An 18,390-nucleotide genomic window follows, 5' to 3' on the forward strand; every position below is an offset into this window, starting at 1 on the left:
TGTCAGCGGCCCCTGCTTCACTAGGGGTGACATTCAGGGGAGGGACGCAGGGTGACCAACACCGACGACTCGGGGCAGCCCGTAACGGGGCTTTATGAGCAGCTCATTACGTTACGTCTGACAGATCAGCTCAAGGCGCTCGATGCTGAAGGCTGGCGAACCGTTGATGTAGAAGTGGGTTCCGAGTCAACTCCCCACGTCCTCGCACGCCACATTGCCAACACCGTGCGGCACGTACTGCACCGACTGCCAGCCACAGAGCGCGTCCATGCCGCCAATCACATCCTTGAGTCCGTGAGCACGCTGGACGGGGCGCGCGAGTGGGTGGATCTGGTAGCTGATGGCCCACGTCAGTTGCTGGCTGTGGCCGAGCCCGAGGCTCCGGGCGTCTATGCGATCCGCCCGGCCACCCCCCTCTCCGATACGGCTCTGATCACCAACGCTCCTGACGACCCGAACCTGGGTTTCGAACTTCGTGCCGAGCTCGCCACCGCTGACCGCGTTGACCTGTTGTGTGCCTTTGTGAAGTGGCATGGTTTGAGGGTGCTGGAGCAGCCCCTCAAGGCCGCCCACGGTCGAGGGGTGCCGATTCGGGTCATCACTACGACCTATATAGGAGCAACGGAGCGACGAGCACTCGACCGTCTGGTCGAGGAGTTCAACGCCGAGGTGCGCGTGAGCTACGAACTTCGCTCCACCCGGCTCCACGCCAAAGCATGGCTCTTCCGCCGCAACAGCGGATACGACACGGCGTATGTCGGGAGCTCTAACCTTTCCAAGGCAGCCCTCTTGGACGGCTTGGAATGGAACGTCCGGTTGTCATCCATCGCCACTCCCGATGTCCTCAGGAAGTTTGAGGCAACCTTCGACTCGTACTGGAACGATCAGTCCTTCGAGCCGTACGACCCCGCCCGTGATGGCGGACGACTCGATGAAGCTCTGAGTCGAGCCTCTGGGCGCCTGAGCAGTGCCGGGCGCCCATCGCTCCAACTCTCCGGCCTGGAAGTACGTCCTTACCCGCACCAGCGAGACATGTTGGAACGGCTTGCAGTCGAACGAACCGTTCATGACCGGCACCGCAATCTCCTGGTCGCGGCGACTGGGACGGGTAAAACGGTGATGGCTGCCTTGGACTACAAGCAGTTGCGCCAGAGCCTGGGGCGCGACGCGCGACTATTGTTCGTCGCCCACCGCAAGGAAATCCTGCAACAGTCGTTGCGCACCTATCAAGACGTCCTTGTGGACGCCGATTTCGGTGAGCTACTTTTCGATGGCCAGACGCCGGTACGCAAGACGCACCTTTTCGCAAGCGTCCAGTCGCTGAACGCCCGCACTCTTGAGCAGTTCGCCCCCGACCATTTTGACATCATTGTCATTGATGAGTTTCATCATGGCGTCTCGCCGACGTATCGGAAGATCCTTGACCACTTCCGACCTCTAGAACTCATCGGCCTGACCGCGACGCCAGAGCGCATGGACGGTAAGAATATTCAGGATGAGTTCTTCGACGGTCGCATCGCAGCTGAGATGCGACTGTGGGAAGCCCTTGAGAACGACCTTCTCAGTCCATTCCACTACTTCGGAATCAGCGACAACACTGATCTGAGCACGGTCGAGTGGAAGCGCGGTGCCTACGACGCGGCGGCGTTGAACAATGTCCTCACGGGCAACGATGCCCGAGCTCGGTTGGTCGTCAAGGCAGTTCAAGACAAGGTGCCTGACCCTGCCAGCATGCGGGCCCTCGGGTTCTGTGTCTCCGTGGCTCATGCGCACTTCATGGCGGAACGCTTTCGCCGTGCCGGCTTGCGTGCCACCGCGCTATCGGGTGAGACTCCGGGGCTCGAACGCAAGCAGGCCCTAGCCGACCTGAAATCTGGAGCTCTCCAGGTGATCTTCTCGGTCGACCTCTTCAACGAGGGGCTGGATGTCCCCGACGTCGACACGCTCCTGCTCCTGCGCCCCACGGCCAGCGCGACCGTCTTCCTCCAGCAGTTGGGGCGCGGCTTGCGGCGGAGCGAAGGCAAGGCCGTCCTGACCGTACTGGACTTCATCGGTCAACATCGCAAAGAGTTCCGCTTCGAAAACCAATTCCGGGCCCTCACCAACCTGAGCAGGAAGCGGCTCCTGAACCATATTGCGCATGATTTCCCTCAGCTTCCTTCAGGCTGCCAGATCATTTTGGAACCTAAGGCAAAACGGGTCATCATCGACAACATCAGGGCTCAACTTGGGGTCAATGTCACGGCGCTGGCTCGCGAAGTTGCTGCATATGGCGAGCGTCGCTTGGATACGTATCTGGACGAGAGTAACCGTGAACTCAAGGAAATCTACCGTGGCGGGAACTCGTGGACCGTCTTGCTTCGCCGCGCCAACCTTCTAACGTTTCCCCCGCCCGAGGGCGAGGCGACGCTGCTCAAGCGGGTCCCTTCCTTCCTGCACGTCGACGATCCTCAGCGGGTCGCTTCCTACACTCGGTTGCTGTCTGACACGCCCCCCGCCTATGTCGACCTGAGCGAGCAGGAGCAGGGCTATGCCCGGATGCTTTTCTTCTCCCTGTGGCCGCTCGGAAGCACTTTCACGAGTTACGACGCTGCCTTTGCCTCCTTGGCGAATCAGACCGCCCTGCGTGACGAACTCAAGCAGGTCCTGGCCTACAACCTCGCCCGCACCGAGCACGTCCCTGTGCCACTCACCGGGGACCAGGCTGGTCTACCGCTCACCGTGCATGCGTCATATACCCGCGAGGAAATCCTGCCGGCCCTAGGCCAGTCCGACATCGGCGGATCCATGCCGGGCCATTTCCGTGAAGGCGTGAGGTGGTGCGAGTCCACGAAGACCGACGCTCTTCTCATTACTCGCGAAAAAGATGAAAAGGATTTCTCCCCGCAAACGCGGTACCACGACTACGCCCTCAGCGGGAAACTCTTCCACTGGGAGTCACAGAACCAAACCTCGGATACATCGCCCACTGGCAAGCGCTACCAAAACCACGTAGCCGAAGGTAGCCATGTCCTGCTTTTCCTCCGGCGTTACAAGAACACGGACATCGGCGGCGCCCAACCATGGATGCTGCTCGGCCCGGTTAGGTACGTCGAACACGAGGGCAGCAAGCCGATGGCCATCACATGGGAGCTCACGCACGAGCTACCGGCCGAGGTGTTGACGTACGCCGTGATCGCCGCGGGATAGCCCCGGCCGGCGCCGGCCCGGGCGAATCGCTACGGAAGCTAACCCCACGCCCACATCATTCAACTCGCAAAAGTCACGCCCCAGGGGGAGACACACAGTGAACATGGCTGCCGTTGGCATGAAAATCACCCGCCAAGCCATCCACGACCAGTACGGCGGTAACAGACAAAAGGGAATCAGTCGCCCCAAAGGCCAGCCGTATCTCTTCCTGTTCTCCAACCCGCAGCAGGGGCGACAACACGGTTACTACGACGGGTGGGGCAAAGATGGCTGCTACCACTACTGCGGCGAGGGCCGGTACGGCGACCAGGAGATGGTCGGCGGCAACCTAGACATTGCCGAGCATGCCCAGCAGAAACGTTCGCTCCAACTTTTCAAGTCCACGTCGAAGGGAGTCGTGGCCAATCTCGGGCAGTTCGAACTGGACGAGAAGGAGCCCTGGTTCACTACGGACGCACCAGACGCGGACGGCGAAATCCGCACCGTCATCATGTTTAAGCTACGTCCCGCGAAGAAAGCCCCACCGGCCGATGGCCTCGTAGCCAGCCCCAGCCCTGCGCCTTCAACGGTGGTCCAGGACGTGGAGGTCGAACAACACAACGTCGAGCAGATGATCGTGAATCCCAGCGGCGAACCGCGCAGGGCCGACCGTCGCGAGGCTATGCTTGTGAAAAAGTATCGCGAGTACCTGGAATCTCAAGGCCATACGGTCACTCGACAGAAAATCGTGCCCGCGGGTGAGGTGAAGCCACTTTACACTGACCTCTACGACGCCACCGACAAACTTCTCATTGAAGCGAAAGCGAACGCAACACGGGAAGCGATACGCATGGCCATAGGGCAACTCTTCGACTATCGCCGCCTCTTGACACCGCGTCCCGATATCGCGTTGCTCCTCCCGTCCAAACCTCGCCCCGATCTCCTCAAACTTTGTCACGCAGCAGAGGTCGCCGCACAGGTCATTTGGCCCGAAGGCAACGAGTACAAAAAGAGCATTCCCTAGCCCTCCGCTTCGTCATCCGACTCCGCTCATGGACGTATCGGATCCCCGCCAGCGGGTTCCATAACGCGTCGGCACCTCAAGCGTCACGTAGTGAAAGCGGCCTGCACCTGCGCGGACAGCCGTGCGCAATGCTCAACGCCCAGACGCAGTCCTGCAAGGAAAGCGCCCTGCCACCACCCAGGGCGCTTCGAGGCGTCACAGATCCCCGCGCTAGCCTCAAGGAAACCCCACCTCAGGAGGCAGAACATGGCGAAGGTTCCCGCAACTGTGATCGCGGCCGGCGGGCTCATTGGGGGGTACGGGGTTGCCCGGTGGACCAAGAAGCGGCCGCTCGGTGGGGTGGCGCTTGCCGCGGCCGGGGTTTTGGCGGCCCGGCAGTGGCAGCAGGCGGCCGGGACCAAGGCGGCCGTCGGGCTGACCGGGGCGTACGTGGCCGCGTTCGCCGGGTCGCATCCGCTGGCCAAGAAGGTCGGCGCCTGGCCCTCCGTGTTCGGTGTGGCCGGGGTCGTCGCCGCGGCCTCCTGGGCCGTCACCCGCAACTCCGCCGAGTAGCACCGCACTGGATGACGGAACTCCCCCCGGGAGATTTCCCGGGCCGTTGAACAGAGCCTGCCCCGCGTCCGTACCCAAGGGCAACTCCCCCCAGTGGTCGGGCGCATGGCCGTACGGCTGGACAGGCAGGTCGGTCATGCGCCCGGCGGGGTGGGGCGGGGGCGAGGCGGTCGAGCGGGATGGGAGCGGGGCGCTGGGCGCGGGCGGGCCGGCCGGCATTCCCGGGGGCGGCATCGCACCCCGCACGCAGGAAATCCGCTCAGCCGCCCAGCGCATGCGACACCGTATAGATCAGCAGGCCCGCCAACGCGCCCACCACCGTGCCATTGATGCGGATGAACTGCAGGTCACGGCCAATGTTCGCCTCGATCTTGCGCGATGTGTCGTTCGCGTCCCACGACGCCACCGTGTCCGTGATCAGCGACGTGATCTCGGCGCGGTACGTCGACACCACGTATGCCGCCGCGTCCTCCAACCAGCCGTCCACCTTGGACTGGAGGCGGGGGTCCGTCGTCAGACGGGTGCCGAGGGACAGCAGCGACGCCCGGGCGCGCAGGCGCAGTTCGCTGTGGTCGTCCTCCGCCGCCGCGATGATCATCGAGCGTACGGAGGACCACGCCGAGGCGATCACGTCCTGGACCTCGGCACGCGCCAGGATCTCCGACTTGAACCGCTCCACCCTCGTCCTGGTCTCCGTGTCCGACTGGAGGTCGGCCGCGAAATCCGCCAGGAAGCGGTCCAGGGCGCCGCGCGCCGGATGCGCCGGCATGTCGCGCATCTCCGTCACGAAGCGCAGCAGCTCCTTGTAGACGCGCTCGCCCACCTTGCGGTCCACGAAACGCGGGGTCCAGCCGGGGGCGCCGCCCTGCACCGCGTCCATCACCGAGTCCCCATGCAGCACGAGCCAGTCGTGGGCCCGCACACACACCAGGTCCACCGCCCTGCGGTGGCTGCCGTCGGCGACGATCCGCTCCAGCGCCTTGCCCAGGCCCGGCCCGATCTCCGCCGCGTCCGCCCGGCGTGTGATGGCCTCACCCACCACCGCCTGCACATCAGCGTCCCTGAGCACCGTCAACGCCCCGCGCAGCGCCGTGGCCAGCTCCGATGTGACCCGGTCCGCATGCTCGGGCTCCGCAAGCCAGGTGCCGAGACGGCGGCCGATGCCGAGGGCCTGGAGGCGGGTGCGTACCACCGCCGCCGACAGGAAGTTCTCACCGACGAACGTACCCAGCGACGCGCCGAACTGGTCCTTCTTGTTCTGGATGATCGCCGTGTGCGGGATCGGCAGGCCAAGGGGGCGGCGGAACAGAGCCGTCACCGCGAACCAGTCGGCCAGCGCGCCCACCATGCCCGCCTCGGCCGCCGCCGCGACATAACCCGCCCAGGCGCCGGCGCCCGAACGGTCCGCCCACGTGGCAAGGCCGAAGACCACCGCGACCAGGAGCAGCAGGCCCGTGGCCGTGGCCTTCATCCGGCGCACGCCCCGGCGTTTCTCCTCGTCCGCCGCCGTGTACGCGAACGGGGAGGCTCGGGGCGCGGGCGTGCCCGTCCCGGCCGCCGCGCCGGCCCCGCCCGCCTCGCCGGCCCTCACCGGCGTCTCGGGGCCGGGCCCCGTTCCCCTACGTTCCATACGCTCCACCGTTCTTGCCCACCGCCGACGGCCTTCTCCTGGGCGGCCCGCCCGGCGTGCTCTACATGAAGTACTGACGGGGTGCGTGTTCAGTTCCCGTACGTTCGAGCGTCCACTCGTTCGGGTTCGCCTGTCCGCCTGTCCGCCTGTCCGCCTGTCCGCCGATCCGCTGGTCTGCCGGTCCGCTGGTCTGCCGGTCCGCCGGTCCGCCGGTCCGCCGGTCCTCTTCTGCGTGCCGGGGGCCCCGGGGGGCCGCGCCTGCGGCGGGCGTCCTCCCCGCCCCGCCCCTTCCCGAAACCCTCCGGGGGTACGCGTCAGCAGGCCGTCTTCAACGCGGTGGGTCGGCGCGGCGGGCCGACATGGCGAGCCGGCGCCGGTGGGCACAGCCCAGTTCCCTCCGACCGCCACGAGCGGGCCGCCCCCAACGCGGCGGCCCAACACGCCGAGCCGACGTCAGCGGGCTCACCCCAGCCCCTACCACCCGCCACGAGCGGCCCACCCAACGCGCCGGGCCAACGCGCCGAGCCCACGCGCCGGGCAAACCGCGCCGAACCAATGCCGCCGGCGGGCCAGCGCCAAGCAGGCTGGCTGGCTGGCTGGCTGGCTGGCTGACTGTCCCCAACACCCCAGCCCCACCCACCGAACCGGCGTCGACACCGACGCCGCCGCCACTCAGCGCAGTTCCTTCCGACCGCCGCCGCCCCCGCGCCCCTCCTCCCCCCGCTTCTCCAACCGCAGCCGCTCCTTGTGCGCCTTCCTCAGTTTGCGGTCCACTCCGATTCCGCCCATCAGGGCGAACGCCACGATCGTCACCCTCGGGGAGCCCGGCGTGCCCTCGCCGTTGGCCTTGCTGCCGCCCACCCCGCCCATGAGGCCGAAGCCCTTGACCTGAACGTTCAGTTCCGGCGGTACGGTCACGCCGATGCCGGCCATGATCGTGAAGAGGCGCAGGACCGTCTCGCGGTCCTCGAAGCGGGCCTCCCGCAGGTCGATGTCGCCGCCGCCCCACATCGTGAACGCCGTGAACTTCTTCGCCACCGTCCAGTTGCCCTTGCGGGCGAAGCCGCCCCAGAAGGCGAAGCCTCCTTTGGAGGTGGGCGCGTGCCCGATCCGCGACGGCCAGTGGACCTCGGCGTCCTCCTGCGTGGCGCGCGGCATCGCGACGGCGGGGCCGGGGGCACCCGGCGCGGGCAGGTCGCGGACCAGCGGCTCCAACTCCCCATGCGTACGCGCCGTGTACGCCACCTCCAGGCGCTGCTCGAACTCCTCCATGTCGAGCCGCCCCTCAGCCACCGCCTCCCGCAGCCGTTCCGCGACGCGCTCGCGTTCCGCGTCCGAAGCCCGCATCTCCGGCAGTCCACCCGCTGCTTCACTCGTCATGGGCGAAGCCTAGTGAAGCCACCGGCCCAGGTCCCTCACGTTCGAACACTCGCCCCCTTCGTCGACAGCATGCGCGCGATCACCGCCTCGATGTCCGGTTCACGGATCGACAGGTCCACCAGCGGATACGCCTGCGCGATGCGCGCCACCAGCGGCGCCGCCGACGCCGACGCGGGGAAGGACAGCCACTGACGCGGGCCCTCCACCTTCACCACCCGCGCGCCTTCCACCCGCACCGGCGGGTGTTCGCGCTCCAGGTCGATCACCAGGGTCCGCTCGCTCTCGCCCGCCTCGTGCAGTCCCGCGAGCGCCCCGTCGTACATCAGACGCCCGTGGTCGATGACCATCACCCGGCTGCACAGCTGCTCGATGTCGGTCAGGTCGTGCGTCGTCAGCAGGATCGTCGTGGCGCGTTCGGCGTTCAGATCGCGCAGGAACTGCCGGACCTTCGCCTTGCTGATGACGTCGAGGCCGATCGTCGGCTCGTCCAGGTACAGCACGTCCGGATCGTGCAGGAGTGCCGCCGCGATGTCGCCGCGCATCCGCTGGCCGAGGGACAACTGCCGCACGGGAACGTCCAACAGGCTTGCCAGATCGAGGAGTTCTACGCAACGGTCCAAATTCTCGCGGAAGCGGCGGTCCGGGATCCGGTACATCCGGTGGGCGAGCCGGTAGGAGTCGTACAGCGGCAGGTCCCACCAGAGCGTCGTCCGTTGGCCGAACACCACGCCGATCCGCTGTGCCAGCGCGGTGCGTTCGCGGGACGGGTCGAGGCCTGCCACGCGCAGCCTTCCCGCGCTCGGGGTCAGGATGCCCGTCAGCATTTTGATGGTGGTGGACTTTCCGGCGCCGTTCGGGCCGATATAGCCCACCATCTCCCCGCGCGGCACCCGGAAGCTGATCCCGTCGACCGCCCTGACCTGCCGCTTCTCGCGGCGGAACCGGCCGGTCTTACGCCGTACGTCGAAGACCTTCTCCACGTCGTCGAGTTCGATGAGGTCCACGGGTCAACCCCCTTTGAGGTGCGGTGAGAAGTGTGAGGCGAGAGGAGGGGAGGCGAGGGGAGGGGGGCGGGGCGGGTCCTGGGGGCCGGGGCCGGGCGGGGTTCGGCACGGCTCCATCGCTCAGCTCCCCGTGCTGCGATACGCCCGCACGCCCACCCGCCACGCCAGGCCGGCCGCCACGAGGCAGCCGGTCGCGGCCAACGGCGGCGCGAAGGCCAGCCGGCCCGGCAGGTCCAGCGGATACGGGCGGCCCAGGACGTACAGGCCGGGCAGCCAGTTCACGAAGGCGAGCGGCAGGACGAAGGTGACGCCCCGCACCATGTCCTTGGCGAACACCGTCGGCGGGTACTGAAGCAGGGTCTGGCCGCCGTAGGTGAACGCGCTCTGCACCTCCGCCGCGTCCTGCGCCCAGAACTGGAACGCCGCACCCGCCACGAACACCGCGCAGAAGATCGCCGTGCCGCTGAGCAGCATCATCGGCAGCACGAGCACCTTCAGTACCGTCCAGTGCACGTGCAGGGACGCGAGCGAAAGGGCCAGGACCAGGACACCCTGGAGCAGCCGGCCCAGACGCTGGAGCCCGAAGTGGTCGGCGGCGACCTGCGCGAGCACCGGCACCGGGCGCACGAGCAGCGTGTCGAGCGTGCCGTCCCGGATGCGCGCCCCGAGCTTGTCGATCGAGCCGACGACGACATTGGCCAGCCCGAACGCCGTCGTCGACGTCCCGTACAGGAACGCCACTTCGGCGAACGAGTAACCCCCGAGCGAGCGGACCTGCGAGAACATCAGGGCGATCACGACGAAGTCGAAACCGGTCGCCAGGAAGTTCCCGGTCAGCATCATCAAGAAGGACGCCCGGTAGGCCAGCGAGGAGCGGATCCACATCCCGGCGATCATGCGGTACGCAGCCCACGCACCCGGCGCGGGCCGCCGCCCCTCCACCACCGGGCCGGCCACGTCGTGCGCGTCAGCCACCCTGCACCACCACCCTTCGTACCGCCACGGACTGAAGCAGCCGGCCGGCGCCCAGCAACACCGCCGCCCAGCCGAGCTGGAAGCCGTACGCGCCCAGCAGCCCCCAGCCGCGGTGGCGGCCCATCAGGATGTCCGCCGGGATCTGAAGCAGCGAGGACCAGGGAAGCGCCCTCGCCACCTCGCCGAGCAGCCCGGGGAAGGCGTTGAGCGGCAGCAGCATGCCGGAGAAGAACAGTCCCGCGATGGAGACCAGCGAGGCCACGCCCGCTCCGTCGAGCAGCCAGAACGCCGTGAGCGCCACCAGGAATCGGAGCGCGAAGCTCACCACCACGCCGAACAGGACCGCGAGGAGGAAGGCGAGCCAGGTGCCCGGGTCCGTGGGCAGTGAGAGGTCGAAGACCAGCGCGCCGAAGGCCAGGGGAATCGCCCCGCGCCCCAGAAAGTGGAACAGCGCCCGGCCCAGATCGGCCGCCAGCCACCACAGTTGGAGGTCGGCCGGACGGTAGAGGTCGATCGCGATGTCACCCGTACGGATGCGTTCCACCAGCTCGTCCGCGAAGCCGCCGCCGAACAGGTTGACCGTCATCAGCAGGGCCTGGCTGACCCACACATAGGTGAGCGCCTGCGACTGGTCGTACCCGCCGAGGTGGGGGCGCTGCTCCCACAGGGCCATATAGGTGTAGGCCACGATGACGCCGAAAACAGTGTTGGTGAACACCCCTGCCGCCGTGGCGACCCGGTACGTCGTGTAGCGCCGGAAGCCGCCCGCGGCCACGACCCCGTACAGCCGCACGACCGCCCCCTCGCCTCCGTCGACACCAAAGCGCAGGAGCCTAGCCCAGCGCCGCGTCCGTTCGCGACGGAATTTCCGCGGCCCCGCAGGCACGATGCCGGCACGGCACAATCCGGGTGATACGGGCCATCAGGGTGATCCATGCGCCCTTCGCCATGCGGTCGAATCCCCCGACTCGTGCACATCGCGTAAATCGTGTGAATCTGGACGAAAAAGGTCAGAGTACGAGCCGCACCACATCGCAACCGCACCGCACCGCACCCCGCCGCAGCCGGACCCGCACCCCACCGCACCCGCACCCGCACCCGCATTCCACCGCACACGATCCAGACGCATCGGCCGGAGAGACATGAGCGACGACGAGCAGCCGGAGCCACCGCACCCCGGACCCCAGCCGCCGCGCACCTGGGCACCCCGGGACCCCGATACCGTCGGCCCCGGGCCGGAGCCCCCCGGCGCCCCGGCGGGCGGCCACCACGGGCACGACGACGCGGCCCCGCCCCCGAGCGGCACCACCGGCCGGCCCAAGCGCACCGGATGGCGCCGCTTCGTACCCCGCTGGCGCCTGCTGCTCGGCCTCTTCCTGGTCTGCGCCCTGCTGCTCATCGGCGCCTTCATCGCCGGCTACACCCTCGTGTCGATCCCGCCCGCCAACGCCGTGGCCACCGCCCAGTCCAACGTCTTCCTGTACGCCGACGGCACCCAGCTCGCCTCGGACGGCGAGATCAACCGCGAGAACGTACAGCTCTCGCAGATCCCCCTCACCGTGCAGCACACCGTCCTGGCGGCCGAGGACCGGGACTTCTACTCCGAGCGCGCCGTCGACCCCAAGGCCATGGTCCGCGCCGCCTGGAACACCCTCACCGGCAAGGGCACCCAGGGCGGCTCCACCATCACCCAGCAGTACGTCAAGAACTACTACCTGGGCCAGGAACAGACGGTCACCCGCAAGGTCAAGGAGTTCTTCATCGCGATCAAACTCAACCGCGAGGAGACCAAGGAGGACATCCTCACCGGCTACCTGAACACCAGCTACTTCGGCCGCAACGCCTACGGCATCCAGGCCGCGTCACAGGCGTACTACAGCAAGAACGTCGAACAGCTCACCACCGCCGAGGGCGCCTACCTCGCCTCGCTGCTCAACTCCCCCAGCGCCTACGACGTCATCTCCCACCCCGAGAACAAACCGAGGGCGCTCGCCCGCTGGAACTACGTGCTCGACGGCATGGTCAAGAAGAAGTGGCTCAGCGCATCCGAACGGGCCGCGACCACCTTCCCCGTACCCGGAAAGGTCAAGCCACGGGCCGGACTCGCCGGCCAGCGCGGCTACCTCGTCGAGGCGGTCAAGGACTATCTCACCACCAACAAGATCATCGACGAGAACACCCTCGCCACCGGCGGCTACCGCATCACCACCACCATCCACAAGGACAAGCAGGACGCCTTCGTCAAAGCCGTCGACGACAAGGTCAACTCCCAACTCACCAGCGTCCGCAAAGCCGATCGCAACGTGCGCGTCGGCGGCGCCTCCATCGACCCCGCGACCGGCAAGGTCGTCGCGATGTACGGCGGCATCGACTACACCAAGCAGTACGTCAACAACGCCACCCGGCGCGACTTCCAAGTGGGCTCCACCTTCAAGCCGTTCGTCTTCACCTCCGCCGTGGCCAACGGCTCCACCACCCAGGACGGACGCGTCATCACCCCGAACACCGTCTACGACGGCACCAACAAACGTCCCGTACAAGGCTGGAAGGGCGGCCTGTACAACCCCTCCAACGAGGACGACGCCACCTACGGCATGATCACCGTGCGCACCGCCACCGACAAGTCCGTCAACGCCGTGTACGCGCAGATGGCCGTCGACGTGGGCCCGGCCAAGGTCAAGCAGACCGCCATCGACCTGGGCATCCCGGCCGACACCCCCGACCTGGTCGCCTCCCCCTCGATCGCGCTCGGCCCCTCTACAGCGAGCGTGCTCGACATGACACAGGCGTACGCGACGCTCGCCGGCCACGGCCGACACGGCACCTACACGATGGTCGAATCGGTCACCAAGGACGGCGAGCAGACCGACCTGCCCTCCCAGGACACCGAGCAGGCCGTCAGCCGCGAGGCCGCCGACACCACGACGTCGATGCTGCAAAGCGTCGTCGACGGCGGCACGGGCACGGCCGCACAGGCCTCCGGACGCCCCGCTGCCGGCAAGACCGGCACCGCCGAACAGGACAAGGCCGCCTGGTTCGCGGGCTACACCCCCGACCTGGCCACCGTCGTCGCCGTCATGGGCGCCGACCCCGACACGGCGGCCCAGCAACCGCTGTACGGCGCGCTCGGCCTGCCCCGGGTGAACGGCGGCGGGCCCCCCGCGCAGATCTGGGCGCAGTACACCAAGGACGCCCTCCAGGGCAGCGACGTCAAGGACTTCGACCTGGAACTCCAGGACGGCGCCAACGCACCCGTCGAACCGCCCACCCCGAACCCGTTCCAGTCAGGGACGCCCGGCCGCAACCAAGGCCAGGACCAAGGGCAGACACAGGGCCAGGACCAAGGGCAGAACCAGGGCAGGACGGGCGGCCGCAACCAGGGCCAGACCCAAGGACAGACCCAAGGACAGAACCAAGGCCGGACGCAGGGCCAGACCCAAGGACAGAACCAAGGCCGGACGCAGGGCCAGACCCAAGGACAGAACCAGGGCCAGAACCAAGGGGCACAGGGCGGCGCCGACAACGAAGGCGCCGTCAACGCGGGCGCGAACCAAGGCCAGACACAAGGCCAGAACCAGGGACAGAACCAAGGGCAGAACCAGGGGCAGACCCAAGGCGGCGCCACCAACGGCGGGGCCACCAACGCAGGCACCGACAACGGCGGCGCCACCGACGGCGGGACGACCGAAGGCCTGGGCGGCACCACAGCAGGCGTCGCCGAACCGCCGCACGCCCCACGCACCCCATGGAGCCCCACCCGCCCGTGACCCCGGCGCGAGCGGAGACCCGACGACTACCGCAGATGCGAACAGAGCTGTTCGGCACCCGTCGCCGCCGGAATGCGCATCCGACGCAGCGCATCACGCCGCCCCGGCGCGTCCTCGAAAGCACTGCGCCACACCACGCCCGGGTGGCGGGCACGCAGATGGGACAACGCCCGCGTATCCAGGCCCGCGTCGAGGAACCGCTCCTCGATCTCCACCCCCGTGATGACACCTTCGGCACACCGCCCGCAGATCCGGTGGCGGACCTGACCGACGACCTTGCGGGTGTGCACGAGGAGCAGACTGTCCTCGTCGGTGCCCTGATCCCCCGGCAGGCGGGGCGATACGAACTCGACCTGCCGGTAGGCCAGAAGGCGGCGCCGCAGATGGCCACTGGGCCGCGAACGGGAGTGCCGGGGGCCGCCGGGCGCTGGTGTCCCTTCCTTGGAGACGGAGCCGAACAGAGTGCTCGTAGGACGCGCATGTTGTCCGTGCATGACGTCTCGTCTACCCCGAAACCGAAAGTAATGCCCCTTTCGACCGAGGCTGTTCCCCGCCCCGGCGACCCGCGCGACAGCCGACAGCCGCTCAGCAACGGCCCCCCCGCGACCCGCGCGGCCGCCGCGGCCCCCGCGACAGCCACCCGGCAACGCCCCCCGTCGACGGACGCCAACCTCAATGACCGCTCGTCGCCTTCAGACCGACCACCGCCACGAGCAACAGACAGACGAAGAAGATCCGGGCGGCCGTGACCGGCTCACCCAGCACCACCATGCCCAGCACCGCCGCACCGGCCGCGCCGATCCCCACCCACACGCCGTACGCGGTACCGATCGGCAACGTCTTCGCCGCCTGCGACAGCAACACCATCGACGCGACGATCCCGGCACACGTGAACACACTGGGGACCAGACGGGTGAAACCGTCGGTGTACTTCATCCCGATCGACCAGCCCACCTCAAGCAGACCGGCCACAACAAGCAGGACCCATGCCATGACGGCACCTCCGAAAGACGCGCACACATACGGGGTGCGTCGTCTTGTCCTGACCCGGTACGACGCGTCTCGTCGGGGTCCCACCACCGTAACAAAAGGGCATGCGCAAGGGCATAGGTAAGGGCATGCGTAAGGGCCGGTGACGACAGTCACCGGCCCCTGCGCACACGTCGCCCCGGGCGTTACCGCCCCAGATCAGACGCTACAAATACAGCCCGGTGGCATCCACCGACACCCGCTCGGACGCCACGGCATGCAGATCGCGCTCACGCATCAGCACATACCCCACGCCCCGCACCTCCACCTCGGCCCGGTCCTCGGGGTCGTACAGGACCCGGTCCCCCGGCTCCACCGTGCGCACGTTCTGGCCGACCGCGACCACCTCGGCCCAGGCGAGCCGCTTGCCGACGGCGGCGGTCGCCGGAATGAGGATGCCGCCGCCCGAACGCCGTTCCCCCTCAGGTGTGTCGGACCGGACCAGCACACGGTCGTGCAACATCCGGATGGGCAGCTTGTCGTGGGTGTTCTCGCTCACGAGGTCGAACCTACCCGCCCGGATGCCACACGTACGCCGAAGGGTCAGCCACGCCGCTTCTTCGCCGACAGGGCGAGCAGCCCCACCAGGCCCACCGCGACGAGCGCGACCGGAACAATCCGCTCCACGCGCGGCGCCCCGTCCTCGGACACGAACTTCGCCTTCACGTCGCTCACCGTACGGTTCACCGCGACGTACGCCCGTCCCACGGTGTGGTCCACGGTCGAGGCGAGCCTCGCCTTGGCATCGCCGACGATCGTGGACGGGTGCAGCCGCACCCCGATCTCGTCGAGGGTCACCGCGAGCTGGTCCCGCCGGCTCCTGATGTCCGCCTCGATCTGCGCAGGGGTCCTGGCTTCCGACACTGCGCCGCCTCCGGTGGTCGTATGGGTGGGGTGGTGATCCGTCATCCACAGTCTGTCAGCTCCGCCGCCGATGCACTGTCACAGGCCCCCATTAGGCTCTGTCGGTGTACGCCCCACCCGCGGCCTTTCCGGAGGAAACCCCCATGAGCGAGCGACTTCAGCCCGGCGACACCGCACCCGCCTTCACCCTGCCCGACGCCGACGGCAACGAGGTCTCGCTCGCCGCCCACAAGGGCCGCAAGGTCATCGTGTACTTCTACCCCGCCGCCCTGACGCCCGGCTGCACCAAGCAGGCGTGCGACTTCACGGACAACCTGGAGCTGCTGGCGGGCGCCGGGTACGACGTCATCGGCGTCTCCCCCGACAAGCCGGAGAAGCTGGCGAAGTTCCGCGAGAAGGAGTCCCTGAAGGTCACGCTGGTCGGCGACCCCTCGAAGGAGGTCCTGGAGGCGTACGGGGCGTACGGCGAGAAGAAGCTGTACGGCAAGACGGTGACCGGGGTCATCCGCTCGACGGTGGTCGTGGACGAGGAGGGCAAGGTGGAGCGCGCGCTGTACAACGTGAAGGCGACGGGCCACGTAGCCAAAATCATCAAGGACCTCGGCGTCTAGCGGCGCGGGCCGTTCCGCATTCCGGTGGTGACCGTCCGCTATCCGGTTCGTTACTCCGTACGAGGTCGCGAACGCGTGGCCGGGACGGAGGGACCATGGGCACCAGCCCGTACACCCGGGAGAGGCTGGCCGAAGCGGCCGGCTCCTCCCGCACCCTGTCGGAGGCACTGGCCAAGCTGGGAGTCGACCCGAAGGGTGGATCACGGCGGTACATACGCGAGCGCATGCGAAAGCTGGGCATAGACACCGCGCACTTCGAACGCGAGGGGTCCCGCTGGACTCGGGAGGTTCTTGAGCCGGTGGTCGCGGTTTCGACGAACATGTGCGAGGTGCTGCGCCGGCTGAGCCTCGAAGTCGTGGGCGGCCATCACACGCACATCACCCGGCGCATCAAGGCATACAGCATCGACACCTCACACTTCAGACCTCCCTCGCGCGCCGGGGAGACCCGGCAGCGGCTGCCCGAAGCGCTGCTCGTCCAACAGGAACCGGGCACAGCGCGGCGGATTCCGAGCGATCGGCTCAAGCGCGCCATGGCGTCCCTGGGCCTCACCGAACGTTGCGCGATGTGCGGCACCGAACCGACTTGGCGGGGACGGCCGCTCCCCCTCGAAGTGGATCACATCGACGGTGACTGGCGGAACAACCGCATCGAGAACCTGCGGTTCCTCTGCCCCAACTGCCATTCCACAACGGACAGTTATCGCGGCCGAGGTAAGGCCGGGAACGCGGGTGCGAGGTGAACTCAACGCCGCGCTACACGCGTGAACGGCTCGTCGAGGCGGCCCAGGCCTGTGAGGACATCGACGAGGCCATCGTCTTCTTCGGCGTCTCGCCCGACGGGCCTCTGCGCCGCTATCTGTTCAAGCGCTTCGCGCACTACGGCATCGACATCGCGCACTTCCGGCGCCGCAGCCCCCGGGGGGCGGGCCCTCGCCCCCCTACAGCGGAGCTGCGCCGCGCGGTGACCGCATCCGTCTCGCTCGCCGATCTGCTCCGTCGCCTCGGCAGACCGGACAGTACGAGTCAGAGGACGGCCTTACGCAACTGGATGGCCGAGGACAAAATCTCGACGGAACATTTCCTCGGGCAAGCGCACCAGCGAGGCAAGTCGTCCCCCGCCCGGAGGAGGAGCGCCGAGGATGTGCTGACGAAGCACGATGGCGAACGCCGTACGAAAACCGTCCATCTGCGCCGAGCCCTGCACGAGATCGGCATCCCTGAGCGGTGCGACGAGTGCGGTACCGGACCACGGTGGCAGGGCAGGCCGATGACGTTGGAGGTCGACCACATCAACGGGGACTGGAGCGACGACCGGGCCGGGAACCTTCGGCTGTTGTGCCCCAACTGCCACGCAGTGACCACGACCTGGTGTCGAGGCGGCCGCCGCAGATCTCCGTAACCGACCCTGCCCGCCCGGCCACCGACAGCGGACTTCGCCCAGTACAGTGGAAGGGCGTGCGCGCCCGTACGCCAAGGGCGAGCGGCGATTTTTAGGTAATCGTGTTTGTCGGTTCGAATCCGACCGGGCGCACCGAATCGGCACGGCGTGGTTTCTCCTGGCTGCAGGGGAAACCACGCCGTTTCCGTATCACTCCAACAACTCCCGCAGCACCGGCACCAGCGCGCGGAACGCCTGCCCGCGATGGCTGATCGCGTTCTTCTCGTCGGCCGTCAGCTCCGCGCACGTGCGGGTTTCGCCGTGCGGCTGGAGGATCGGGTCGTAGCCGAAGCCGCCCGTGCCTGCGGGGGCGTGGCGCAGGGTGCCGAGGAGGCGGCCCTCCACGACGCGTTCCGTTCCGTCGGGCAGGGCGAGGGCGGCGGCGCACGCGAAGTGCGCGGCGCGGTGTTCGTCGGCGATGTCGGAGAGCTGGGCCAGGAGGAGGTCCAGGTTGGCCCGGTCGTCGCCGTGGGTGCCGGACCAGCGGGCGGAGAAGATGCCGGGGGCGCCGTTGAGGACGTCGACGCAGAGGCCGGAGTCGTCGGCGACGGCGGGGAGGCCGGTGGCCTGGGCGAGGGCGTGGGCCTTGAGGAGGGCGTTCTCGGCGAAGGTGACGCCGGTTTCCTTGACGTCGGGAATCTCGGGGTAGGCGTCGGCGCCCACGAGTTCGTGGGGCAGGCCTGCGGCGGCCAGGATGGCGTGGAGTTCGGTGATTTTGCCGGCGTTGCGGGTGGCGAGGATCAGGCGGGTCATGTCCACCAGTATCGGTGGCGGGTGGGGCGGGTGGGGCGGGTGGTTCAGGGCGTGTGCAGACCTTGCCGACTTCCTTGGCCGTGTTGGTGACGCCGCTGATGTCGGGGGTGTTGTCGCCGCTCGTGATGGCCGAACGGACGTTGCCGACGGCATAGCGGCTCTGGGGCTTCCGGGGGCTTGGCAGACCCGGGG

Annotated in this window: 17 protein-coding genes, 1 tRNA gene and 1 riboswitch; of the genes, 8 read left to right on the forward strand and 10 right to left on the reverse strand. The window is 67.9% G+C overall.

From position 1 onward, the window contains the following. Window positions 1-51: 51 nt before the first annotated feature. The 3 genes from ACGFW5_RS02470 to ACGFW5_RS02480 all read left to right on the forward strand — a co-directional run bounded on the left by ACGFW5_RS02470 (window position 52) and on the right by ACGFW5_RS02480 (window position 4,744). On the forward strand, window positions 52-3,189 hold the full coding sequence (locus tag ACGFW5_RS02470) for a DUF3427 domain-containing protein (protein WP_393832272.1): 3,138 nt from the start codon (window positions 52-54) through the stop codon (window positions 3,187-3,189). 103 nt (window positions 3,190-3,292) lie between these two features. Beyond that, a complete protein-coding gene (locus tag ACGFW5_RS02475; protein WP_393832273.1) occupies window positions 3,293-4,192 on the forward strand; it encodes a restriction endonuclease in 900 nt (299 codons plus the stop codon). Between the two features lie 246 nt (window positions 4,193-4,438). After that, entirely contained in the window at window positions 4,439-4,744 is a 306-nt protein-coding gene (locus tag ACGFW5_RS02480) for a hypothetical protein (RefSeq protein WP_393832274.1), read from the forward strand. A gap of 259 nt (window positions 4,745-5,003) precedes the next feature. Here the strand turns inward: ACGFW5_RS02480 and ACGFW5_RS02485 are convergent, their stop codons facing one another. From ACGFW5_RS02485 to ACGFW5_RS02505, 5 genes are all read right to left on the reverse strand, one after another. Continuing rightward, window positions 5,004-6,374, reverse strand: a complete 1,371-nt coding sequence (locus tag ACGFW5_RS02485) for a DUF445 domain-containing protein (RefSeq protein WP_393832275.1) — start codon at window positions 6,372-6,374, stop codon at window positions 5,004-5,006. A 672-nt stretch (window positions 6,375-7,046) separates the two neighbouring features. Next, window positions 7,047-7,721, reverse strand: coding sequence for a DUF1707 domain-containing protein (locus tag ACGFW5_RS02490; RefSeq protein ID WP_393832357.1), 675 nt, complete (start codon window positions 7,719-7,721; stop codon window positions 7,047-7,049). Window positions 7,722-7,789: 68 nt separating this feature from the next. Next, the gene (locus ACGFW5_RS02495; RefSeq protein ID WP_393832276.1) at window positions 7,790-8,758 is read right to left on the reverse strand and encodes an ATP-binding cassette domain-containing protein; all 969 of its coding nucleotides are present in this window, start codon (window positions 8,756-8,758) and stop codon (window positions 7,790-7,792) included. A 120-nt stretch (window positions 8,759-8,878) separates the two neighbouring features. Beyond that, complete coding sequence (locus ACGFW5_RS02500) at window positions 8,879-9,715, reverse strand: ABC transporter permease (RefSeq protein WP_393832358.1); 837 nt, start codon at window positions 9,713-9,715, stop codon at window positions 8,879-8,881. 10 nt (window positions 9,716-9,725) lie between these two features. Next, window positions 9,726-10,526 (reverse strand): ABC transporter permease, encoded by an 801-nt coding sequence (locus ACGFW5_RS02505; protein ID WP_393832277.1) that lies wholly within the window; start codon window positions 10,524-10,526, stop codon window positions 9,726-9,728. Between the two features lie 349 nt (window positions 10,527-10,875). Between ACGFW5_RS02505 and ACGFW5_RS02510 the strand changes: the two genes are divergently transcribed. Beyond that, on the forward strand, window positions 10,876-13,500 hold the full coding sequence (locus tag ACGFW5_RS02510) for a transglycosylase domain-containing protein (protein ID WP_393832278.1): 2,625 nt from the start codon (window positions 10,876-10,878) through the stop codon (window positions 13,498-13,500). A gap of 26 nt (window positions 13,501-13,526) precedes the next feature. Here the strand turns inward: ACGFW5_RS02510 and ACGFW5_RS02515 are convergent, their stop codons facing one another. From ACGFW5_RS02515 to ACGFW5_RS02530, 4 genes are all read right to left on the reverse strand, one after another. Beyond that, window positions 13,527-13,994, reverse strand: a complete 468-nt coding sequence (locus ACGFW5_RS02515) for a hypothetical protein (RefSeq protein ID WP_393832279.1) — start codon at window positions 13,992-13,994, stop codon at window positions 13,527-13,529. A gap of 178 nt (window positions 13,995-14,172) precedes the next feature. Then, window positions 14,173-14,493, reverse strand: coding sequence for a DMT family transporter (locus ACGFW5_RS02520; RefSeq protein WP_393832280.1), 321 nt, complete (start codon window positions 14,491-14,493; stop codon window positions 14,173-14,175). 33 nt (window positions 14,494-14,526) lie between these two features. Beyond that, window positions 14,527-14,598, reverse strand: a riboswitch (guanidine-III (ykkC-III) riboswitch). A gap of 97 nt (window positions 14,599-14,695) precedes the next feature. After that, on the reverse strand, window positions 14,696-15,028 hold the full coding sequence (locus tag ACGFW5_RS02525; RefSeq protein ID WP_393832281.1) for a GroES family chaperonin: 333 nt from the start codon (window positions 15,026-15,028) through the stop codon (window positions 14,696-14,698). 44 nt (window positions 15,029-15,072) lie between these two features. After that, entirely contained in the window at window positions 15,073-15,438 is a 366-nt protein-coding gene (locus ACGFW5_RS02530) for a DUF3618 domain-containing protein (RefSeq protein ID WP_393832282.1), read from the reverse strand. 98 nt (window positions 15,439-15,536) lie between these two features. Between ACGFW5_RS02530 and bcp the strand changes: the two genes are divergently transcribed. From bcp to ACGFW5_RS02550, 4 genes are all read left to right on the forward strand, one after another. Then, window positions 15,537-16,004, forward strand: coding sequence for a thioredoxin-dependent thiol peroxidase (gene bcp, locus ACGFW5_RS02535; protein ID WP_393832283.1), 468 nt, complete (start codon window positions 15,537-15,539; stop codon window positions 16,002-16,004). Between the two features lie 95 nt (window positions 16,005-16,099). Then, a complete protein-coding gene (locus tag ACGFW5_RS02540) occupies window positions 16,100-16,747 on the forward strand; it encodes an HNH endonuclease signature motif containing protein (RefSeq protein WP_393832284.1) in 648 nt (215 codons plus the stop codon). Further along, complete coding sequence (locus tag ACGFW5_RS02545; protein ID WP_393832285.1) at window positions 16,744-17,406, forward strand: HNH endonuclease signature motif containing protein; 663 nt, start codon at window positions 16,744-16,746, stop codon at window positions 17,404-17,406. The genes ACGFW5_RS02540 and ACGFW5_RS02545 overlap by 4 nt, the downstream gene beginning before the upstream one ends. Before the next feature lie 60 nt (window positions 17,407-17,466). Further along, window positions 17,467-17,538 (forward strand) — tRNA-Leu (locus ACGFW5_RS02550). A 57-nt stretch (window positions 17,539-17,595) separates the two neighbouring features. Here ACGFW5_RS02550 and rdgB read toward each other — a convergent pair. Beyond that, window positions 17,596-18,198, reverse strand: a complete 603-nt coding sequence (gene rdgB / locus ACGFW5_RS02555; RefSeq protein WP_393832286.1) for an RdgB/HAM1 family non-canonical purine NTP pyrophosphatase — start codon at window positions 18,196-18,198, stop codon at window positions 17,596-17,598. Window positions 18,199-18,390 lie beyond the last annotated feature (192 nt).

Source organism: Streptomyces sp. NPDC048416, assembly GCF_043200435.1.
Classification (GTDB): Bacteria; Actinomycetota; Actinomycetes; order Streptomycetales; family Streptomycetaceae; genus Streptomyces.